Annotated in this window: 11 protein-coding genes, 2 tRNA genes, 2 rRNA genes and 1 riboswitch; of the genes, 12 read left to right on the top strand and 3 right to left on the bottom strand. The window is 55.3% G+C overall.

The window, feature by feature from the left end; genetic code table 11:
- Positions 1-6: 6 nt before the first annotated feature.
- Positions 7-1158: an acetylornithine deacetylase gene (argE, locus tag EnteroDNA1_RS13355; protein ID WP_023309677.1), complete on the bottom strand. Its 1152-nt coding sequence runs from the start codon at positions 1156-1158 to the stop codon at positions 7-9.
- A gap of 88 nt (positions 1159-1246) precedes the next feature.
- Here argE and argC point away from each other — a divergent pair, with 88 nt between their 5' ends.
- The 4 genes from argC to oxyR all read left to right on the top strand — a co-directional run bounded on the left by argC (position 1247) and on the right by oxyR (position 5765).
- Positions 1247-2251: an N-acetyl-gamma-glutamyl-phosphate reductase gene (argC, locus tag EnteroDNA1_RS13350; protein ID WP_069303420.1), complete on the top strand. Its 1005-nt coding sequence runs from the start codon at positions 1247-1249 to the stop codon at positions 2249-2251.
- 6 nt (positions 2252-2257) lie between these two features.
- A complete protein-coding gene (gene argB, locus EnteroDNA1_RS13345) occupies positions 2258-3034 on the top strand; it encodes an acetylglutamate kinase (protein WP_090420882.1) in 777 nt (258 codons plus the stop codon).
- A 103-nt stretch (positions 3035-3137) separates the two neighbouring features.
- Complete coding sequence (gene argH / locus EnteroDNA1_RS13340; protein ID WP_069303419.1) at positions 3138-4511, top strand: argininosuccinate lyase; 1374 nt, start codon at positions 3138-3140, stop codon at positions 4509-4511.
- 336 nt (positions 4512-4847) lie between these two features.
- Complete coding sequence (gene oxyR / locus EnteroDNA1_RS13335; protein ID WP_023309664.1) at positions 4848-5765, top strand: DNA-binding transcriptional regulator OxyR; 918 nt, start codon at positions 4848-4850, stop codon at positions 5763-5765.
- On the opposite strand, the gene sthA is transcribed toward oxyR, so the two are convergent.
- Positions 5748-7148 carry a Si-specific NAD(P)(+) transhydrogenase gene (gene sthA / locus EnteroDNA1_RS13330; RefSeq protein ID WP_008501785.1) on the bottom strand — a complete coding sequence of 467 codons (1401 nt, stop codon included), beginning with the start codon at positions 7146-7148 and terminating at the stop codon, positions 5748-5750. The genes oxyR and sthA overlap by 18 nt on opposite strands.
- Before the next feature lie 196 nt (positions 7149-7344).
- Between sthA and fabR the strand changes: the two genes are divergently transcribed.
- Together fabR and EnteroDNA1_RS13320 are read left to right on the top strand one after the other, a co-directional pair.
- Positions 7345-7983, top strand: a complete 639-nt coding sequence (gene fabR, locus EnteroDNA1_RS13325; protein ID WP_008501784.1) for an HTH-type transcriptional repressor FabR — start codon at positions 7345-7347, stop codon at positions 7981-7983.
- A gap of 9 nt (positions 7984-7992) precedes the next feature.
- Positions 7993-8352 (top strand): YijD family membrane protein, encoded by a 360-nt coding sequence (locus EnteroDNA1_RS13320; protein WP_008501783.1) that lies wholly within the window; start codon positions 7993-7995, stop codon positions 8350-8352.
- A 79-nt stretch (positions 8353-8431) separates the two neighbouring features.
- Here the strand turns inward: EnteroDNA1_RS13320 and trmA are convergent, their stop codons facing one another.
- The gene (gene trmA, locus EnteroDNA1_RS13315) at positions 8432-9532 is read right to left on the bottom strand and encodes a tRNA (uridine(54)-C5)-methyltransferase TrmA (RefSeq protein WP_069303418.1); all 1101 of its coding nucleotides are present in this window, start codon (positions 9530-9532) and stop codon (positions 8432-8434) included.
- 104 nt (positions 9533-9636) lie between these two features.
- Positions 9637-9812: riboswitch (cobalamin riboswitch) on the top strand.
- Positions 9813-9878: 66 nt separating this feature from the next.
- On the opposite strand from trmA, the gene btuB reads away from it, so the two are divergent.
- The 6 genes from btuB to EnteroDNA1_RS13280 all read left to right on the top strand — a co-directional run bounded on the left by btuB (position 9879) and on the right by EnteroDNA1_RS13280 (position 17787).
- The gene (btuB, locus tag EnteroDNA1_RS13310) at positions 9879-11726 is read left to right on the top strand and encodes a TonB-dependent vitamin B12 receptor BtuB (RefSeq protein ID WP_069303417.1); all 1848 of its coding nucleotides are present in this window, start codon (positions 9879-9881) and stop codon (positions 11724-11726) included.
- Positions 11671-12522: a glutamate racemase gene (murI, locus tag EnteroDNA1_RS13305; RefSeq protein WP_064673074.1), complete on the top strand. Its 852-nt coding sequence runs from the start codon at positions 11671-11673 to the stop codon at positions 12520-12522. The genes btuB and murI overlap by 56 nt, the downstream gene beginning before the upstream one ends.
- Before the next feature lie 383 nt (positions 12523-12905).
- Positions 12906-14447 (top strand): 16S ribosomal RNA (locus EnteroDNA1_RS13295).
- 69 nt (positions 14448-14516) lie between these two features.
- Positions 14517-14593, top strand: a tRNA-Ile gene (locus EnteroDNA1_RS13290).
- A 42-nt stretch (positions 14594-14635) separates the two neighbouring features.
- Positions 14636-14711, top strand: a tRNA-Ala gene (locus EnteroDNA1_RS13285).
- A 171-nt stretch (positions 14712-14882) separates the two neighbouring features.
- Positions 14883-17787, top strand: a 23S ribosomal RNA gene (locus EnteroDNA1_RS13280).
- Together the 16S and 23S rRNA genes with 2 tRNA genes alongside form the textbook arrangement of a ribosomal RNA operon.
- Positions 17788-17823 lie beyond the last annotated feature (36 nt).

Here is a 17823-nt window from a genome sequence, read left to right as displayed (position 1 = left end):
GCGGTTTTAATGCCAGCAGAAGTGATGCACAACCTGGGTAATCAGTTCGCGGGTTGGCTTGATGAAGCGGGTTTCCAGATATTCATCCGGCTGGTGGGCCTGGTTGATGGAGCCAGGGCCAAGGACCAGCGTAGGGCAAAGCGTCTGAATAAACGGCGCTTCGGTGCAGTAGTTCACCACGTCGGTTTTCTCACCGAGCAGCTTTTCCACCACCTCAACCAGCTGATGATCCGGCGGGCATTCGTAACCCGGGATCGGCGGATGCAGTTCGGAGACCGTCAGGCGGCCCGGCCAGCGCTCGCTCACCGGAGCCAGCGCTTCATTCAGCAGGCCGTCGAGATCGCTCAGCGTCATGCCCGGCAGCGGGCGGATGTCCATATGCAGTTCGCAGCAGGCGCAGATACGGTTGGAGGCATCGCCGCCATGCAGGCTGCCGAGGTTCAGCGTCGGATACGGCACGGTGAACGCGTCGTAGTGGTAGCGCTCTTTCAGATCGTCGCGCAGGGTCATGATGCGGCCGATGGCGTCATGCATCAGCTCGATGGCGTTCACGCCGCGCGCCGGGTCGCTGGAGTGGCCGGACTGACCCAGCACGCGCACGGCCGTAGAGATATGGCCTTTGTGCGCGCGAATCGGCTGCAGAGACGTCGGCTCGCCGATGATCGCGCAATCCGGGCGAATCGACGTGTTTTCAGAGAAGTAGCGCGCGCCCGCCATGCTGGTTTCTTCGTCGGCGGTCGCCAGAATGTAGAGCGGTTTTTTCAGCTTCGTCACGTCCACGTCACGCAGCGCGTCGAGGATAAAGGCGAAGAAGCCTTTCATGTCGGCGGTGCCCAGGCCATAGAGCTTGTTGTCGTGCTCGGTCAGGGTGAACGGATCGCGCGTCCAGCGGCCATCGTCAAACGGCACGGTGTCGGTATGGCCGGCCAGCAGCAGGCCGCCCGCACCGGTTCCGGTGCTGGCGAGCAGGTTAAATTTGTGGCGTGTTCCGGGAACGGGCTGAACCTCAACGTTAAACCCAAGATCGCTAAACCAACCCGCCAGCAGATTGATTAAAGACTCATTGCTCTGATCCAGCGCTTCTTCCGTTGCGCTGATGGACGGAGTGGCAATCAGGGCGCGGTAGATCTCGATAAATGGCGGTAAGTTCATTTTCATTGTTGACACACCTTAGGTCGTGATAGTATCAATATTCATGCAATAAATGTGAATAAAAATACATTAACGTTGAGCATAAAGGAACCCGATGTTGAATACGCTGATTGTAGGCGCTAGCGGTTATGCGGGCGCAGAGCTTGTAAGCTACGTGAATCGCCATCCACATATGACCATAACCGCTTTGACCGTGTCAGCGCAAAGCAATGATGCAGGAAAGTTAATTTCCGATTTGCATCCGCAGCTTAAGGGTCTTGTCGATCTGCCGCTGCAGCCCATGTCTGACATCAGCGAGTTTACCGACGGCGTCGACGTGGTGTTTTTAGCCACCGCGCACGAGGTCAGCCACGACCTGGCGCCGCAGTTCCTGGCGGCTGGCTGCGTGGTCTTCGACCTTTCCGGCGCGTTCCGCGTGAACGACGGTGCGTTTTACGAAAAATATTACGGCTTCACCCATCAGCATCCGGAACTGCTGGAAAAAGCGGTGTACGGACTGGCGGAGTGGAGCACAGATAAACTGAAAGAAGCGGACCTGATTGCCGTTCCGGGCTGCTACCCGACGGCGGCGCAGCTTTCCCTGAAGCCGCTGATCGACGCAGGCCTGCTGGATCTGAGCCAGTGGCCGGTGATCAACGCCACCAGCGGCGTGAGCGGAGCAGGGCGCAAGGCCGCTATTTCCAACAGCTTCTGCGAAGTGAGCCTTCAGCCGTATGGCGTGTTTAATCACCGTCATCACCCTGAAATCACGACGCATCTGGGCGCGGACGTCATTTTCACGCCGCATCTGGGCAGCTTCCCGCGCGGGATCCTCGAAACCATTACCTGCCGCCTGAAGCCGGGCGTGACCAAAGAGCAGGTGAACGAGGCCTTCACGCAGGCGTATGCGGATAAACCGCTGGTGCGCCTGTACGATAAAGGCGTGCCGGCGCTGAAAAACGTGGTCGGCCTGCCGTTCTGCGACATCGGCTTTGCCGTGCAGGGCGAGCATCTGATTGTGGTCGCTGCGGAAGATAACTTACTCAAAGGCGCTGCCGCACAGGCAATGCAGTGTGCAAATATTCGTTTCGGTTTCCCGGAAACGCAGGCTCTTATTTAAGGTGTGATGATGAACCCATTAATTATCAAACTCGGTGGTGTACTGCTGGACAGCGAAGAAGCGCTGGAGCGTCTGTTTACCGCGCTGGTGAACTATCGCGAATCACACCAGCGTCCGCTGGTGATTGTGCACGGCGGCGGCTGCGTGGTGGATGAGCTGATGAAAGGGCTCAACCTGCCGGTGAAAAAGAAGAACGGCCTGCGCGTCACGCCTGCTGACCAGATTGACATCATTACCGGTGCGCTGGCGGGTACGGCGAACAAAACGCTGCTGGCGTGGGCGAAGAAACACCACATCGCATCCGTCGGCCTCTATCTGGGCGATGGCGACAGCGTAAAAGTGACCCAGCTCGACGAAGAGCTCGGCCACGTTGGACTGGCGCAGCCGGGTTCGCCTAAGCTGATTAACACGCTGCTGGAAGGGGGGTTCCTGCCGGTGGTGAGCTCTATCGGCGTGACCGAAGAGGGCGAGCTGATGAACGTCAACGCTGACCAGGCGGCGACGGCACTGGCGGCAACGCTGGGTGCGGATCTGATCCTGCTCTCCGACGTGAGCGGCATTCTGGACGGCAAAGGCCAGCGCATTGCGGAAATGACGGCTGAGAAAGCCGAGCAGCTGATTGCCCAGGGCATTATTACCGACGGCATGATCGTCAAAGTGAACGCCGCGCTGGATGCCGCACGCACGCTGGGCCGCCCGGTGGATATCGCCTCCTGGCGTCACGCGGAACAACTGCCGGCGCTGTTTAACGGCACGCCGATTGGCACGCGTATTCTGGCGTAATCGATTTAATGCCCGGCGGCGCTCTGCTTGCTGGGCCTACAAGACCGTAGGCCGGGTAAGCGAAGCGCCACCCGGCAGAACTAACGAATAAAGGAAGCATGTTATGGCACTTTGGGGTGGGCGTTTTACACAGGCAGCGGATCAGCGGTTCAAACAGTTCAACGACTCTTTGCGCTTCGACTACCGCCTGGCCGAACAGGATATTGTCGGCTCTGTGGCCTGGTCCAGGGCGCTGGTAACGGTAGGCGTACTGACCGCCGACGAACAATTACGGCTGGAAGAGGCGCTGAACAATCTGCTGGAAGAGGTGCGTCTTAACCCGCAGCAGATCCTCGAAAGCGATGCTGAAGATATTCACAGCTGGGTGGAAGGCAAGCTTATCGACAAAGTCGGCCAGCTGGGTAAAAAGCTGCATACCGGCCGCAGTCGTAACGACCAGGTTGCCACCGATCTGAAGCTGTGGTGCAAAGATACCGTTGGCGAACTGCTGGCGGCTAACCGTCAGCTGCAGAGCGCGCTGGTGGAGACCGCGCAGAACAACCAGGACGCGGTGATGCCGGGTTATACCCACCTGCAGCGCGCGCAGCCGGTGACCTTCGCGCACTGGTGTCTGGCCTACGTCGAGATGCTGGCGCGTGACGAAAGCCGTCTGCAGGATACCCTGAAGCGTCTGGACGTCAGCCCGCTGGGCAGCGGCGCGCTGGCCGGTACGGCGTATGAAATCGACCGTGAACAGCTGGCAGGCTGGCTGGGCTTTGCCTCCGCCACCCGTAACAGCCTGGACAGCGTGTCCGACCGCGACCACGTGCTGGAGCTGCTCTCCAATGCGTCTATCGGAATGGTGCATCTGTCGCGCTTTGCCGAAGACCTGATCTTCTTTAACTCTGGCGAAGCGGGCTTCGTCGAGCTGTCCGACCGCGTGACCTCAGGCTCCTCCCTGATGCCGCAGAAGAAAAACCCGGACGCGCTGGAGCTGATCCGCGGCAAGTGTGGCCGCGTGCAGGGCGCGCTGACCGGCATGATGATGACCCTGAAAGGGCTGCCGCTGGCGTATAACAAAGACATGCAGGAAGACAAAGAAGGGCTGTTCGACGCGCTCGACACCTGGCTGGACTGTCTGCATATGGGCGCCCTGGTGCTGGACGGCATTCAGGTGAAACGTCCGCGCTGCCAGGAAGCGGCGCAGCAGGGCTATGCGAACTCTACCGAACTGGCGGATTATCTGGTGGCGAAAGGCGTACCTTTCCGTGAAGCGCACCACATTGTGGGTGAAGCGGTGGTGGAAGCCATTCGTCAGGGTAAACCACTGGAAGATCTGGCGCTGGCAGACCTGCAGAAGTTCAGCGCGGTTATCGGGGATGATGTGTATCCGATCCTTGCGCTGCAGTCTTGTCTGGATAAACGTGCCGCGAAAGGCGGCGTGTCGCCGAAGCAGGTGGCGCAGGCGATAGCGGATGCGAAAAACCGGTTGGTTTGATTTGGTTTGAACAGTGCGGGCTGGTGCCCTCACCCCGGCCCTCTCCCACGGGGAGAGGGAGCAAACACTAAAAATGGCAACTTCGGTTGCCATTTTGCTTTTATCCCCGGGCTCTTTTACGCAAAAAAAAGCGGACCACGGGGTCCGCAAAAGTTCACGTTGGCTTTAGTTGTTCGAGTTTTGAGAGAAACTCGCTGACGGTGCGGGGACGTCAAGGGTCAAACACGTGCCGCCTCGTCTATGTGGTGTATTATTCAACAGAATGCTTGATAGGGATAATCGTTCGTTGCTATGCTATCTATCGCCATGAACTATCGTGGCGACGGAGGATGAATAATGAATATTCGTGATCTTGAATACCTGGTAGCGTTAGCCGAGCATCGTCACTTTCGCCGCGCGGCAGATTCCTGCCACGTCAGCCAGCCCACGCTGAGCGGTCAGATCCGCAAGCTGGAAGACGAGCTGGGCGTGATGCTGCTGGAGCGCACCAGTCGTAAGGTTCTGTTCACACAGGCAGGTCTTCTGCTGGTGGATCAGGCGCGCACCGTGCTGCGCGAGGTCAAAGTGCTCAAGGAAATGGCAAGCCAGCAGGGGGAGGCGATGTCCGGCCCGCTGCATATCGGCCTGATCCCAACCGTTGGCCCGTACCTGTTGCCGCACATCATTCCGATGCTGCACCAGACGTTCCCGAAACTCGAAATGTACCTGCATGAAGCGCAAACCCATCAGCTGCTCGCGCAGTTAGACAGCGGCAAGCTCGACTGCGCCATTCTGGCGCTGGTGAAAGAGAGTGAAGCCTTTATTGAAGTGCCGCTGTTCGATGAGCCGATGATGCTGGCGATCTATGAAGATCACCCGTGGGCGAACCGCGATCGCGTACCGATGGCCGATCTGGCCGGTGAAAAGCTGCTGATGCTGGAAGATGGCCACTGCCTGCGCGATCAGGCGATGGGCTTTTGCTTCGAAGCGGGTGCGGATGAGGATACCCATTTCCGCGCAACCAGCCTGGAAACGCTGCGTAATATGGTCGCGGCGGGAAGCGGTATTACGCTGCTGCCTGCGCTGGCCGTGCCGCGCGAGCGTAAACGTGATGGCGTGGTTTATCTGCCGTGCATTAAGCCGGAGCCGCGTCGCACTATCGGCCTGGTGTATCGTCCTGGTTCACCGCTGCGCAGCCGCTATGAGCAGCTGGCAGAGGCCATCCGTGGTTCGATGGATGGCCATTTTGACAGCGCGTTAAAACAGGCGGTTTAAGCCGTTCAGCGCAGCTACCCGATAGGCTTCCGCCATGGTCGGGTAGTTAAAGGTGGTGTTAACGAAGTACTCAATGGTGTTACCACCGCCTTTCTGCTCCATTATCGCCTGGCCGATATGAATGATTTCCGCCGCGCGTTCACCAAAGCAGTGAATGCCGAGGATCTCTTTGGTCTCGCGATGGAACAGGATCTTCAGCGTTCCCACGCTCATCCCCACGATTTGCGCCCGCGCCAGATGTTTAAACTGGGCACGTCCCACCTCGTAAGGCACTTTCATTGACGTCAGCTGCTGCTCGGTTTTCCCGACTGAACTGATTTCCGGGATGGTATAGATCCCCGTCGGAATATCTTCGATCAGGTGCGCCGTCGCTTCGCCTTTTACCAGCGCCTGTGCGGCGATGCGTCCCTGGTCGTAAGCAGCTGAGGCCAGGCTTGGGTAGCCAATCACGTCGCCGACCGCGTAAACGTGCGGCAGGGCGGTCTGATACATGCTGTTGACCTTCAGCTGACCGCGGCTGTCGGTTTCAAGCCCGATATTTTCCAGCTGCAGTGAATCGGTGTTGCCGGTACGACCGTTGGCGTACAGCAGACAGTCTGCTTTCAGCTTCTTACCGGACTTCAGGTGCATGATCACCCCGTCGTCGCAGCCTTCGATCTTCTCGTACTCTTCGTTGTGGCGAATCACCACGCCGCTGTTCCAGAAGTGGTAGGAGAGAGAGTCCGACATCTCCTGATCGAGGAACGCCAGCAGGCGGTCACGGGTGTTGATCAGGTCAACTTTGACGTCCATTCCGCGGAAGATCGACGCATATTCGCAACCAATGACCCCTGCACCATAGATAATGACGTGGCGAGGCTCATGGTGCAGGCTCAGAATCGAGTCGCTGTCGTAGACGCGCGGATGCGAGAAGTCCACGTCGGCCGGATGGTAAGGGCGTGAGCCGCAGGCGATCACAAATTTTTCAGCCGTGATGGTTTCAACCGAACCGTCGTGGCATTCGAGTGCCAGGGTGTGTTCATCCACAAAATGCGCGTTGCCCTGCAAAATTTCACAGTGGTTACGCTCATAAAATCCCTGACGCATGCGTGTCTGCTGGTTAATAACGGTATCCGCGTGATTCAGGATGTCAGCAAAGGATGAACGAAGAAGTCGGGAGTGGTCGCTGTAAAGAGGGTTCTGGTTAAATTCGATAATGCGGCTAACGGCGTGGCGGAGGGCTTTCGAAGGGATGGTGCCCCAGTGGGTGCAACCGCCGCCGACATTATGGTAGCGCTCGATGACCGCTACTCTGGCTCCCTGTTTCACCAGACCCATAGCAGCACCTTCGCCGCCGGGGCCGGAACCAATAACTATTGCGTCGTAATCGTAGGAATGTGGCATGGTAAGGCTTACCTGTTCTTATACATAAAAGCAACAGAATCATAACATCATTGCCAGAGTAACCCAATTATCGTTGTGCTTTTTTCGGGCAGTGGAGCACAAACCGCACGTAAACAATCATTCACAAAGCCAGGCAAACAGATTAATTTTATTCTCTGGTATAGTGCCATCAGGCCTTTGGAAGGATTCAACTATCGTGATGGGCGTAAGAGCACAACAAAAAGAGAAAACCCGGCGTTCGCTGGTGGAAGCCGCATTCAGTCAACTGAGTGCTGAGCGGAGTTTTGCCAGTTTGAGCCTGCGCGAAGTCGCACGCGAGGCTGGGATAGCGCCAACGTCCTTCTATCGTCATTTCCGTGATGTGGATGAACTGGGCCTGACCATGGTCGACGAGAGCGGTCTGATGCTGCGCCAGCTGATGCGGCAGGCGCGTCAGCGTATCGCCAAAGGGGGTAGCGTGATCCGCACCTCCGTATCGACCTTTATGGAATTTATCGGCAATAACCCCAACGCGTTTCGTCTGCTTCTGCGCGAGCGTTCGGGCACATCGGCGGCGTTTCGTGCCGCCGTCGCGCGTGAAATTCAGCACTTCATCGCGGAACTTGCCGACTATCTTGAACTCGAAAACCATATGCCGCGTGCGTTTACTGAAGCACAGGCCGAGGCGATGGTGACGATTGTTTTCAGCGCGGGTGCCGAAGCGCTGGATGTCAGCATTGAACAACGCAAGCAGCTCGAAGAGCGGCTGGTATTGCAGCTCAGGATGATCTCCAAAGGCGCGTATTACTGGTATCGCCGTGAACAAGAGAAACTGGCACATCAAACCGAAGAGTGAAGGTGAGTAATGAAACAGTCAGGTCAGGATAAAGGGACGCTGTTGCTGGCATTGATCGCTGGCTTATCCATTAATGGTACGTTTGCCGCTATTTTTAGCTCAATCGTGCCATTTTCGATTTTCCCGCTTATAGCGCTGGTGCTGACGGTTTACTGCCTGCATCAACGTTACCTGAACCGCACCATGCCGGTGGGGTTACCGGGGCTGGCCGCTGCCTGCTTTATTCTGGGCGTATTGCTGTATAGCACGGTGGTTCGCGCGGAGTATCCGGATATCGGCTCTAACTTCTTCCCTGCGGTACTGTCTGTGGCGCTGGTGTTCTGGATTGGCTCGCGCATGCGTAGCCGTAAGAGCCAGTTACCGGAGTAATGAATTATTTGTAGGGCAGGTAAGCGAAGCGCCACCTGCCAAAAACGCCGGATGGCGCTACGCTTATCCGGCCTACAGATCACCGTGCGGTAAGTAAAACGCCGCACTCCATATGGTGCGTATACGGGAACTGATCGAACAGCGCCAGACGTTCAACCTTGTGCGTTTGGCCTAATGTTTCGAGGTTCTTGCACAGCGTCTCCGGGTTACAGGAGATGTACAAAATACGCGGGTACGCCTGAACCATCTTCTCGGTTTCGCTGTCCAGGCCACTGCGCGGCGGGTCGACAAAAATCGTCTCACACTGGTAGCTTTTCAAATCGATCCCTTCCAGGCGGTTAAACTGGCGTTCGCCGTTCATGGCCTGCGTGAACTCTTCCGCGGCCATACGAACGATCTGCACGTTATCGATATGGTTAGCAGCGATGTTGTACTGCGCGGCAGCCACCGACGGCTTGGCGATTTCCGTTGCCAGAACGCGATCGAAATTACGCGCCAGCGCCAGCGAGAAGTTGCCGTTACCGCAGTAGAGCTCAAGCAGATCGCCCGTTGACCCTTCCGTCGCCTTCAGCGCCCACTCCAGCATCTGCACGTTCATCGCAGCGTTTGGCTGGGTGAAGCTGTTCTCGACCTGACGATACACCATCTCTTTACCTGCCACCGGCAGGCGCTCGTCGATGTAGTCCTGATCCAGCATGATTTTGGTTTTTGTCGCGCGGCCAATCAGGTGAACGTTGATGTTCTGCGCGCGCAGCGCATCGCGCAGCGCTTCTGCCTGCTCGCGCCACTCGTCATTGAGCGCTTTGTGGTACAGCAGGGAGACAATCGCCTGATTGCTTTGCGTGGTCAGGTAGTCAATCTGGAACAGCTTGTTACGCAGTACCGGATTGTTGCGCACGCCGTCCATTATCAGCGTCATCAATTGGTTAATGAGCTCGCTCGCCGCCGGAAAGCTGTCCACGCGAATACGGGACTTCGTCTGCTGATCGAAAATGATGTGGTACAGGTCGTCGCCGTCGTGCCAGATGCGGAATTCGGCGCGCATGCGGTAGTGGCTGACGGGAGAGCGGAACACCTCGGGAACGGGCGCGTTGAAAGGCGTCATCATACTTTGCAGGCGGACGACTTTCTCTGCCAGCTGCGCGTCGTACTGTTCTGTCGGGAGGTGTTCTGGGGTCATGATGCGTCCTGAGTGATAAAGAATTACGCGGGGATTGTAGGCATTGTTCAGGGGATGTCCAGATTTAATGGGCAATAGCTGTCTGGACATCCATACGTGTCTAATTGTAGCATTCTGTTTCCGGTCTCCTGAGAGTGAAAAGGGAATCCAGTGTAAATCTGGAGCTGACGCGCAGCGGTAAAGTCTGGCGGGATGAGCGTTGTAGACACTGTGAAAATGGGAAGTCTTCATCCTTATATAGCCACCTAGCCCGAAGACCTGCCGGGATCACGTCGCATTTGGTTTCATCATCGCGTGCTATCGATGAGGCCTGCGGCATCCTTCTTATATTGTGGATGCTTTAACAATGATTAAAAAAGTATCGCTGTTGACGGCGTTGTCCGTCACGGCAATTTCGGGCTGGGCGCAGGATAGCGCCGACTCGTTGGTGGTGACGGCAAATCGTTTTGAACAACCTGAAAAAACTATTCTGGCTGCAACCTCCGTTGTTACGCGTGCCGATATTGACCGTTGGCAATCAACCTCAGTCCTTGATGTTATGCGTCGCCTGCCCGGCGTGGATACGGCGCAAAATGGCGGGATGGGGCAACTCTCTTCTCTCTTTATACGTGGCACCAACTCCAGCCATGTCCTGATCCTTGTTGATGGGATCCGCCTTAACCAGGCGGGCGTTACGGGGTCGTCCGATCTCAGCCAGTTCCCGATCTCCCTGGTGCAGCGTATCGAATATGTTCGTGGACCGCGTTCGGCGGTATACGGCTCGGACGCGATTGGCGGAGTCGTAAACATTATTACCACTCGCGCGAAGGACGGTACCACGCTGAATGCAGGTGTAGGGTCGCATGGTTACCAGAATTATGGCGGCAGTACTCAGCAAACATTGGGCGACAGCACGCGCGTCACGCTTGCGGGTGATTACACCTATACCAAAGGGTTTGATGTGGTTGCGGACGGCAACAATGGTGGCCTTGCCCAGACCGATCGCGACGGCTTTATGAATAAAACGCTCTATGGTGCACTGGATCACGCATTCTCGGAGCAGTGGAGCGGATTTGTTCGCGGCTTTGGCTACAGCAACCGTACTGCCTACGACGGTTACTACAGTTCATTTACCCCTGACGTACTGGTCGATACCCGCCAGCTCTATAGTCAGACCTGGGATGCAGGATTGCGCTTCAACGATGACATCTTCCATTCACAGCTGCTCACCAGCTATAGCCACAGCAAGGACTATAACTACGACCCAAATTTAGGCCGCTACGATTCAACAGCCACGCTGGATGAAATCAAACAGTACAACGTCCAGTGGCTGAACTCCGTTGATGTTGGCCATGGAAACATTGGCGCGGGCGTTGACTGGCAGAAGCAGAGCACCGAGCCGGGTACAAACTACGTGACCAACGGCTACGACCTGCGTAACACCGGCGTTTACCTGACCGGGTTGCAGCAGTTTGGTGACTTCACTCTGGAAGGAGCGGTTCGCAGCGATGACAACTCTCAGTTCGGTCGCCATGGCACCTGGCAAAGTAGTGCGGCCTGGGAGTTCGTGGAGGGTTACCGCTTCGTTGCTTCTTATGGTACGGCCTATAAAGCACCGAATCTGGGTCAACTCTATGGTTTCTATGGCAATGACCATCTTGATCCCGAAGAGAGCAAGCAGTGGGAAGGTGCGTTTGAAGGCCTGACGGCCGGCGTGAGCTGGCGCGTCTCCGGCTACCGTAATGACGTCGATAATCTCATCGACTTCGATAATAACCTTCAGCAATATTACAACGTCGGTAAAGCGCGCGTTAAAGGTGTGGAAGCGACAGCATCGTTTGATACGGGTCCGTTGACGCATACTGTTGGCTACGATTATGTGGATGCCCGCAATGCCGCAACCAACGAACTTCTGGACCGTCGTGCTAAACAGCAGGTGAAATATCAGCTCGACACGCAGATCTATGATTTCGACTGGAGCCTGACTTATCACTATCTCGGTACGCGTTACGACACTGACTTTGGTGCTTATCCGTCTGAGAAAGTAAAAATGGGCGGTGTCAGCCTGTGGGATGTCGCAGTTTCGTATCCTGTCACCTCACATCTCACAGTTCGTGGTAAAATAGCCAACCTGTTCGATAAAGATTACGAGACAGTTTATGGCTACCAAACTGCAGGACGGGAATACACCTTGTCTGGCAGCTACACCTTCTAATCCGCGTCCCACCGTGCTGGTGTTTGATTCCGGCGTCGGTGGGCTTTCGGTCTATGATGAGATTCGGCATCTCCTGCCGGATCTCCATTACATCTACGCCTTCGATAACGTCGCTTTCCCGTATGGGGAAAAGAGCGAAGATTTTATTGTTGAGCGTGTGGTTGAAATCGTCACCGCGGTACAAAAGCGCTATCCCCTTGCGCTGGCCGTCATCGCCTGTAATACGGCGAGCACCGTTTCTCTTCCCGCCCTGCGTGAAAAATTCCAGTTCCCGGTTGTGGGTGTCGTTCCTGCGATAAAGCCTGCCGCGCGCCTGACGGCGAACGGCATTGTGGGTTTGCTGGCAACGCGAGGCACGGTAAAGCGTCCTTATACCCGCGAGCTGATCGACCGTTTTGCCAACGAATGCCAGATTGCGATGCTGGGTTCGGCTGAGCTGGTGGAGATGGCTGAAGCGAAGCTGCATGGAAAGGCGGTATCACTCGACGAGCTGCGTCGTATTCTTCGTCCGTGGCTGCGGATGCCAGAGCCTCCGGATACCGTTGTGCTGGGCTGTACCCACTTCCCGCTATTACAGGAAGAGTTATTAGAGGTATTGCCGGAGGGGACGCGCCTGGTGGATTCCGGTGCGGCTATCGCCCGTCGTACGGCCTGGCTGCTGGAGCATGAAGCGCCGGATGCGAAATCTACCGATGCGAATATCGCGTTTTGTATGGCCATCACGAAAGAGACTGAGCAACTTTTACCCGTTTTACGCCGTTATGGCTTTGAAATGCTCGAAAAACTGGCGCTGTAGCACGGTTTTGAGCAAAAAAGAGACGGTTGAAAGTTTTTTTTAAAAGAGGGGTTGTCAACGTCTGAGAACTCCCTATAATGCGCCTCCACTGACACGGAACAACGGCTTACAGGCCGCCGGGTTAGCGGGGTTCAGAGGTGAACGCCGGCAGAGAAAAGCAAAAATAATCGCTTGACTCTGAATGAGGAAAACGTAATATACGGGACCTCGCAACGGTGAGCTTAACGCCGCGTTGCAACTGCTCTTTAACAATTTATCAGACAATCTGTGTGGGCACTCAAAGTGACATGGATTCTTAATGTCTTCGGACAATAAATGAATACCAAGTCTCTGAGTGAACATACGTAATTCATTACGAAGTTTAATTCACGAGCATCAAACTTAAATTGAAGAGTTTGATCATGGCTCAGATTGAACGCTGGCGGCAGGCCTAACACATGCAAGTCGAGCGGCAGCGGAAAGTAGCTTGCTACTTTGCCGGCGAGCGGCGGACGGGTGAGTAATGTCTGGGAAACTGCCTGATGGAGGGGGATAACTACTGGAAACGGTAGCTAATACCGCATAACGTCGCAAGACCAAAGAGGGGGACCTTCGGGCCTCTTGCCATCAGATGTGCCCAGATGGGATTAGCTAGTAGGTGGGGTAACGGCTCACCTAGGCGACGATCCCTAGCTGGTCTGAGAGGATGACCAGCCACACTGGAACTGAGACACGGTCCAGACTCCTACGGGAGGCAGCAGTGGGGAATATTGCACAATGGGCGCAAGCCTGATGCAGCCATGCCGCGTGTATGAAGAAGGCCTTCGGGTTGTAAAGTACTTTCAGCGGGGAGGAAGGCGATAAGGTTAATAACCTTGTCGATTGACGTTACCCGCAGAAGAAGCACCGGCTAACTCCGTGCCAGCAGCCGCGGTAATACGGAGGGTGCAAGCGTTAATCGGAATTACTGGGCGTAAAGCGCACGCAGGCGGTCTGTCAAGTCGGATGTGAAATCCCCGGGCTCAACCTGGGAACTGCATTCGAAACTGGCAGGCTAGAGTCTTGTAGAGGGGGGTAGAATTCCAGGTGTAGCGGTGAAATGCGTAGAGATCTGGAGGAATACCGGTGGCGAAGGCGGCCCCCTGGACAAAGACTGACGCTCAGGTGCGAAAGCGTGGGGAGCAAACAGGATTAGATACCCTGGTAGTCCACGCCGTAAACGATGTCGACTTGGAGGTTGTGCCCTTGAGGCGTGGCTTCCGGAGCTAACGCGTTAAGTCGACCGCCTGGGGAGTACGGCCGCAAGGTTAAAACTCAAATGAATTGACGGGGGCCCGCACAAGCGGTGGAGCATGTGGTTTAATTCGATGCAACGCGAAGAACCTTACCTACTCTTGACATCCAGAGAACTTTCCAGAGATGGATTGGTGCCTTCGGGAACTCTGAGACAGGTGCTGCATGGCTGTCGTCAGCTCGTGTTGTGAAATGTTGGGTTAAGTCCCGCAACGAGCGCAACCCTTATCCTTTGTTGCCAGCGGTCCGGCCGGGAACTCAAAGGAGACTGCCAGTGATAAACTGGAGGAAGGTGGGGATGACGTCAAGTCATCATGGCCCTTACGAGTAGGGCTACACACGTGCTACAATGGCGCATACAAAGAGAAGCGACCTCGCGAGAGCAAGCGGACCTCATAAAGTGCGTCGTAGTCCGGATTGGAGTCTGCAACTCGACTCCATGAAGTCGGAATCGCTAGTAATCGTAGATCAGAATGCTACGGTGAATACGTTCCCGGGCCTTGTACACACCGCCCGTCACACCATGGGAGTGGGTTGCAAAAGAAGTAGGTAGCTTAACCTTCGGGAGGGCGCTTACCACTTTGTGATTCATGACTGGGGTGAAGTCGTAACAAGGTAACCGTAGGGGAACCTGCGGTTGGATCACCTCCTTACCTTAAAGAACCTGCCTTTGCAGTGCTCACACAGATTGTCTGATGAAAAACAGCAGTAAAAATCTCTGCAGGCTTGTAGCTCAGGTGGTTAGAGCGCACCCCTGATAAGGGTGAGGTCGGTGGTTCAAGTCCACTCAGGCCTACCAAACTCCTTTTAAAGGATGAGCGGTACAGAGATGATAAACGATGGGGCTATAGCTCAGCTGGGAGAGCGCCTGCTTTGCACGCAGGAGGTCTGCGGTTCGATCCCGCATAGCTCCACCATCTTTTACTGCGAACACAAGAAAACTTCAGAGTGAACCTGAAAAGGTGCACTGCGAAGTTTTGCTCTTTAAAAATCTGGATCAAGCTGAAAATTGAAACGACACATCTTAATTGGTGTGTTCGAGTCTCTCAAATTTTCGCAATCAGAAGTGAAACATCTTCGGGTTGTGAGGTTAAGCGACTAAGCGTACACGGTGGATGCCCTGGCAGTCAGAGGCGATGAAGGACGTGCTAATCTGCGAAAAGCGCCGGCGAGGTGATATGAACCTTTGACCCGGCGATGTCCGAATGGGGAAACCCAGTGCAATTCGTTGCACTATCGTTAACTGAATACATAGGTTAACGAGGCGAACCGGGGGAACTGAAACATCTAAGTACCCCGAGGAAAAGAAATCAACCGAGATTCCCCCAGTAGCGGCGAGCGAACGGGGAGCAGCCCAGAGTCTGAATCAGCTTGTGTGTTAGTGGAAGCGTCTGGAAAGTCGCACGGTACAGGGTGACAGTCCCGTACACGAAAGCACACAGGTTGTGAACTCGAAGAGTAGGGCGGGACACGTGGTATCCTGTCTGAATATGGGGGGACCATCCTCCAAGGCTAAATACTCCTGACTGACCGATAGTGAACCAGTACCGTGAGGGAAAGGCGAAAAGAACCCCGGCGAGGGGAGTGAAAAAGAACCTGAAACCGTGTACGTACAAGCAGTGGGAGCACCTTCGTGGTGTGACTGCGTACCTTTTGTATAATGGGTCAGCGACTTATATTCTGTAGCAAGGTTAACCGTATAGGGGAGCCGAAGGGAAACCGAGTCTTAACTGGGCGTTAAGTTGCAGGGTATAGACCCGAAACCCGGTGATCTAGCCATGGGCAGGTTGAAGGTTGGGTAACACTAACTGGAGGACCGAACCGACTAATGTTGAAAAATTAGCGGATGACTTGTGGCTGGGGGTGAAAGGCCAATCAAACCGGGAGATAGCTGGTTCTCCCCGAAAGCTATTTAGGTAGCGCCTCGTGAACTCATCTTCGGGGGTAGAGCACTGTTTCGGCTAGGGGGCCATCCCGGCTTACCAACCCGATGCAAACTACGAATACCGAAGAATGTTATCACGGGAGACACACGGCGGGTGCTAACGTCCGTCGTGAAGAGGGAAACAACCCAGACCGCCAGCTAAGGTCCCAAAGTCATGGTTAAGTGGGAAACGATGTGGGAAGGCACAGACAGCCAGGATGTTGGCTTAGAAGCAGCCATCATTTAAAGAAAGCGTAATAGCTCACTGGTCGAGTCGGCCTGCGCGGAAGATGTAACGGGGCTAAACCATGCACCGAAGCTGCGGCAGCGACGCTTATGCGTTGTTGGGTAGGGGAGCGTTCTGTAAGCCGTTGAAGGTGTGCTGTGAGGCATGCTGGAGGTATCAGAAGTGCGAATGCTGACATAAGTAACGATAAAGCGGGTGAAAAGCCCGCTCGCCGGAAGACCAAGGGTTCCTGTCCAACGTTAATCGGGGCAGGGTGAGTCGACCCCTAAGGCGAGGCCGAAAGGCGTAGTCGATGGGAAACAGGTTAATATTCCTGTACTTGGTGTTACTGCGAAGGGGGGACGGAGAAGGCTATGTTAGCCGGGCGACGGTTGTCCCGGTTTAAGCATGTAGGCGGAGGTTCCAGGTAAATCCGGTACCTTTTAACGCTGAGGTGTGATGACGAGGCACTACGGTGCTGAAGTAACAAATGCCCTGCTTCCAGGAAAAGCCTCTAAGCATCAGGTAACATCAAATCGTACCCCAAACCGACACAGGTGGTCAGGTAGAGAATACCAAGGCGCTTGAGAGAACTCGGGTGAAGGAACTAGGCAAAATGGTGCCGTAACTTCGGGAGAAGGCACGCTGATATGTAGGTGAAGCCCCTGCGGGTGGAGCTGAAATCAGTCGAAGATACCAGCTGGCTGCAACTGTTTATTAAAAACACAGCACTGTGCAAACACGAAAGTGGACGTATACGGTGTGACGCCTGCCCGGTGCCGGAAGGTTAATTGATGGGGTTAGCGGCAACGCGAAGCTCTTGATCGAAGCCCCGGTAAACGGCGGCCGTAACTATAACGGTCCTAAGGTAGCGAAATTCCTTGTCGGGTAAGTTCCGACCTGCACGAATGGCGTAATGATGGCCAGGCTGTCTCCACCCGAGACTCAGTGAAATTGAACTCGCTGTGAAGATGCAGTGTACCCGCGGCAAGACGGAAAGACCCCGTGAACCTTTACTATAGCTTGACACTGAACACTGGTCCTTGATGTGTAGGATAGGTGGGAGGCTTTGAAGCGTGGACGCCAGTCTGCGTGGAGCCAACCTTGAAATACCACCCTTTAATGGCTGGTGTTCTAACGTAGACCCGTGATCCGGGTTGCGGACAGTGTCTGGTGGGTAGTTTGACTGGGGCGGTCTCCTCCCAAAGAGTAACGGAGGAGCACGAAGGTTAGCTAATCCTGGTCGGACATCAGGAGGTTAGTGCAATGGCATAAGCTAGCTTGACTGCGAGAGTGACGGCTCGAGCAGGTGCGAAAGCAGGTCATAGTGATCCGGTGGTTCTGAATGGAAGGGCCATCGCTCAACGGATAAAAGGTACTCCGGGGATAACAGGCTGATACCGCCCAAGAGTTCATATCGACGGCGGTGTTTGGCACCTCGATGTCGGCTCATCACATCCTGGGGCTGAAGTAGGTCCCAAGGGTATGGCTGTTCGCCATTTAAAGTGGTACGCGAGCTGGGTTTAGAACGTCGTGAGACAGTTCGGTCCCTATCTGCCGTGGGCGCTGGAGAATTGAGGGGGGCTGCTCCTAGTACGAGAGGACCGGAGTGGACGCATCACTGGTGTTCGGGTTGTCATGCCAATGGCACTGCCCGGTAGCTAAATGCGGAAAAGATAAGTGCTGAAAGCATCTAAGCACGAAACTTGCCCCGAGATGAGTTCTCCCTGACCCTTTAAGGGTCCTGAAGGAACGTTGAAGACTACGACGTTGATAGGTCGGGTGTGTAAGCGCAGCGATGCGTTGAGCTAACCGATACTAATGAACCGTGAGGCTTAACCTTACAACGCCGAAGCTGTTTCGGCGAAGAGAGAGACAC

Source organism: Enterobacter sp. HK169, from assembly GCF_001719105.1.
Lineage (GTDB): Bacteria > Pseudomonadota > Gammaproteobacteria > Enterobacterales > Enterobacteriaceae > Enterobacter > Enterobacter asburiae_B.
This window is presented reverse-complemented; position numbering and strand designations above follow the sequence as displayed.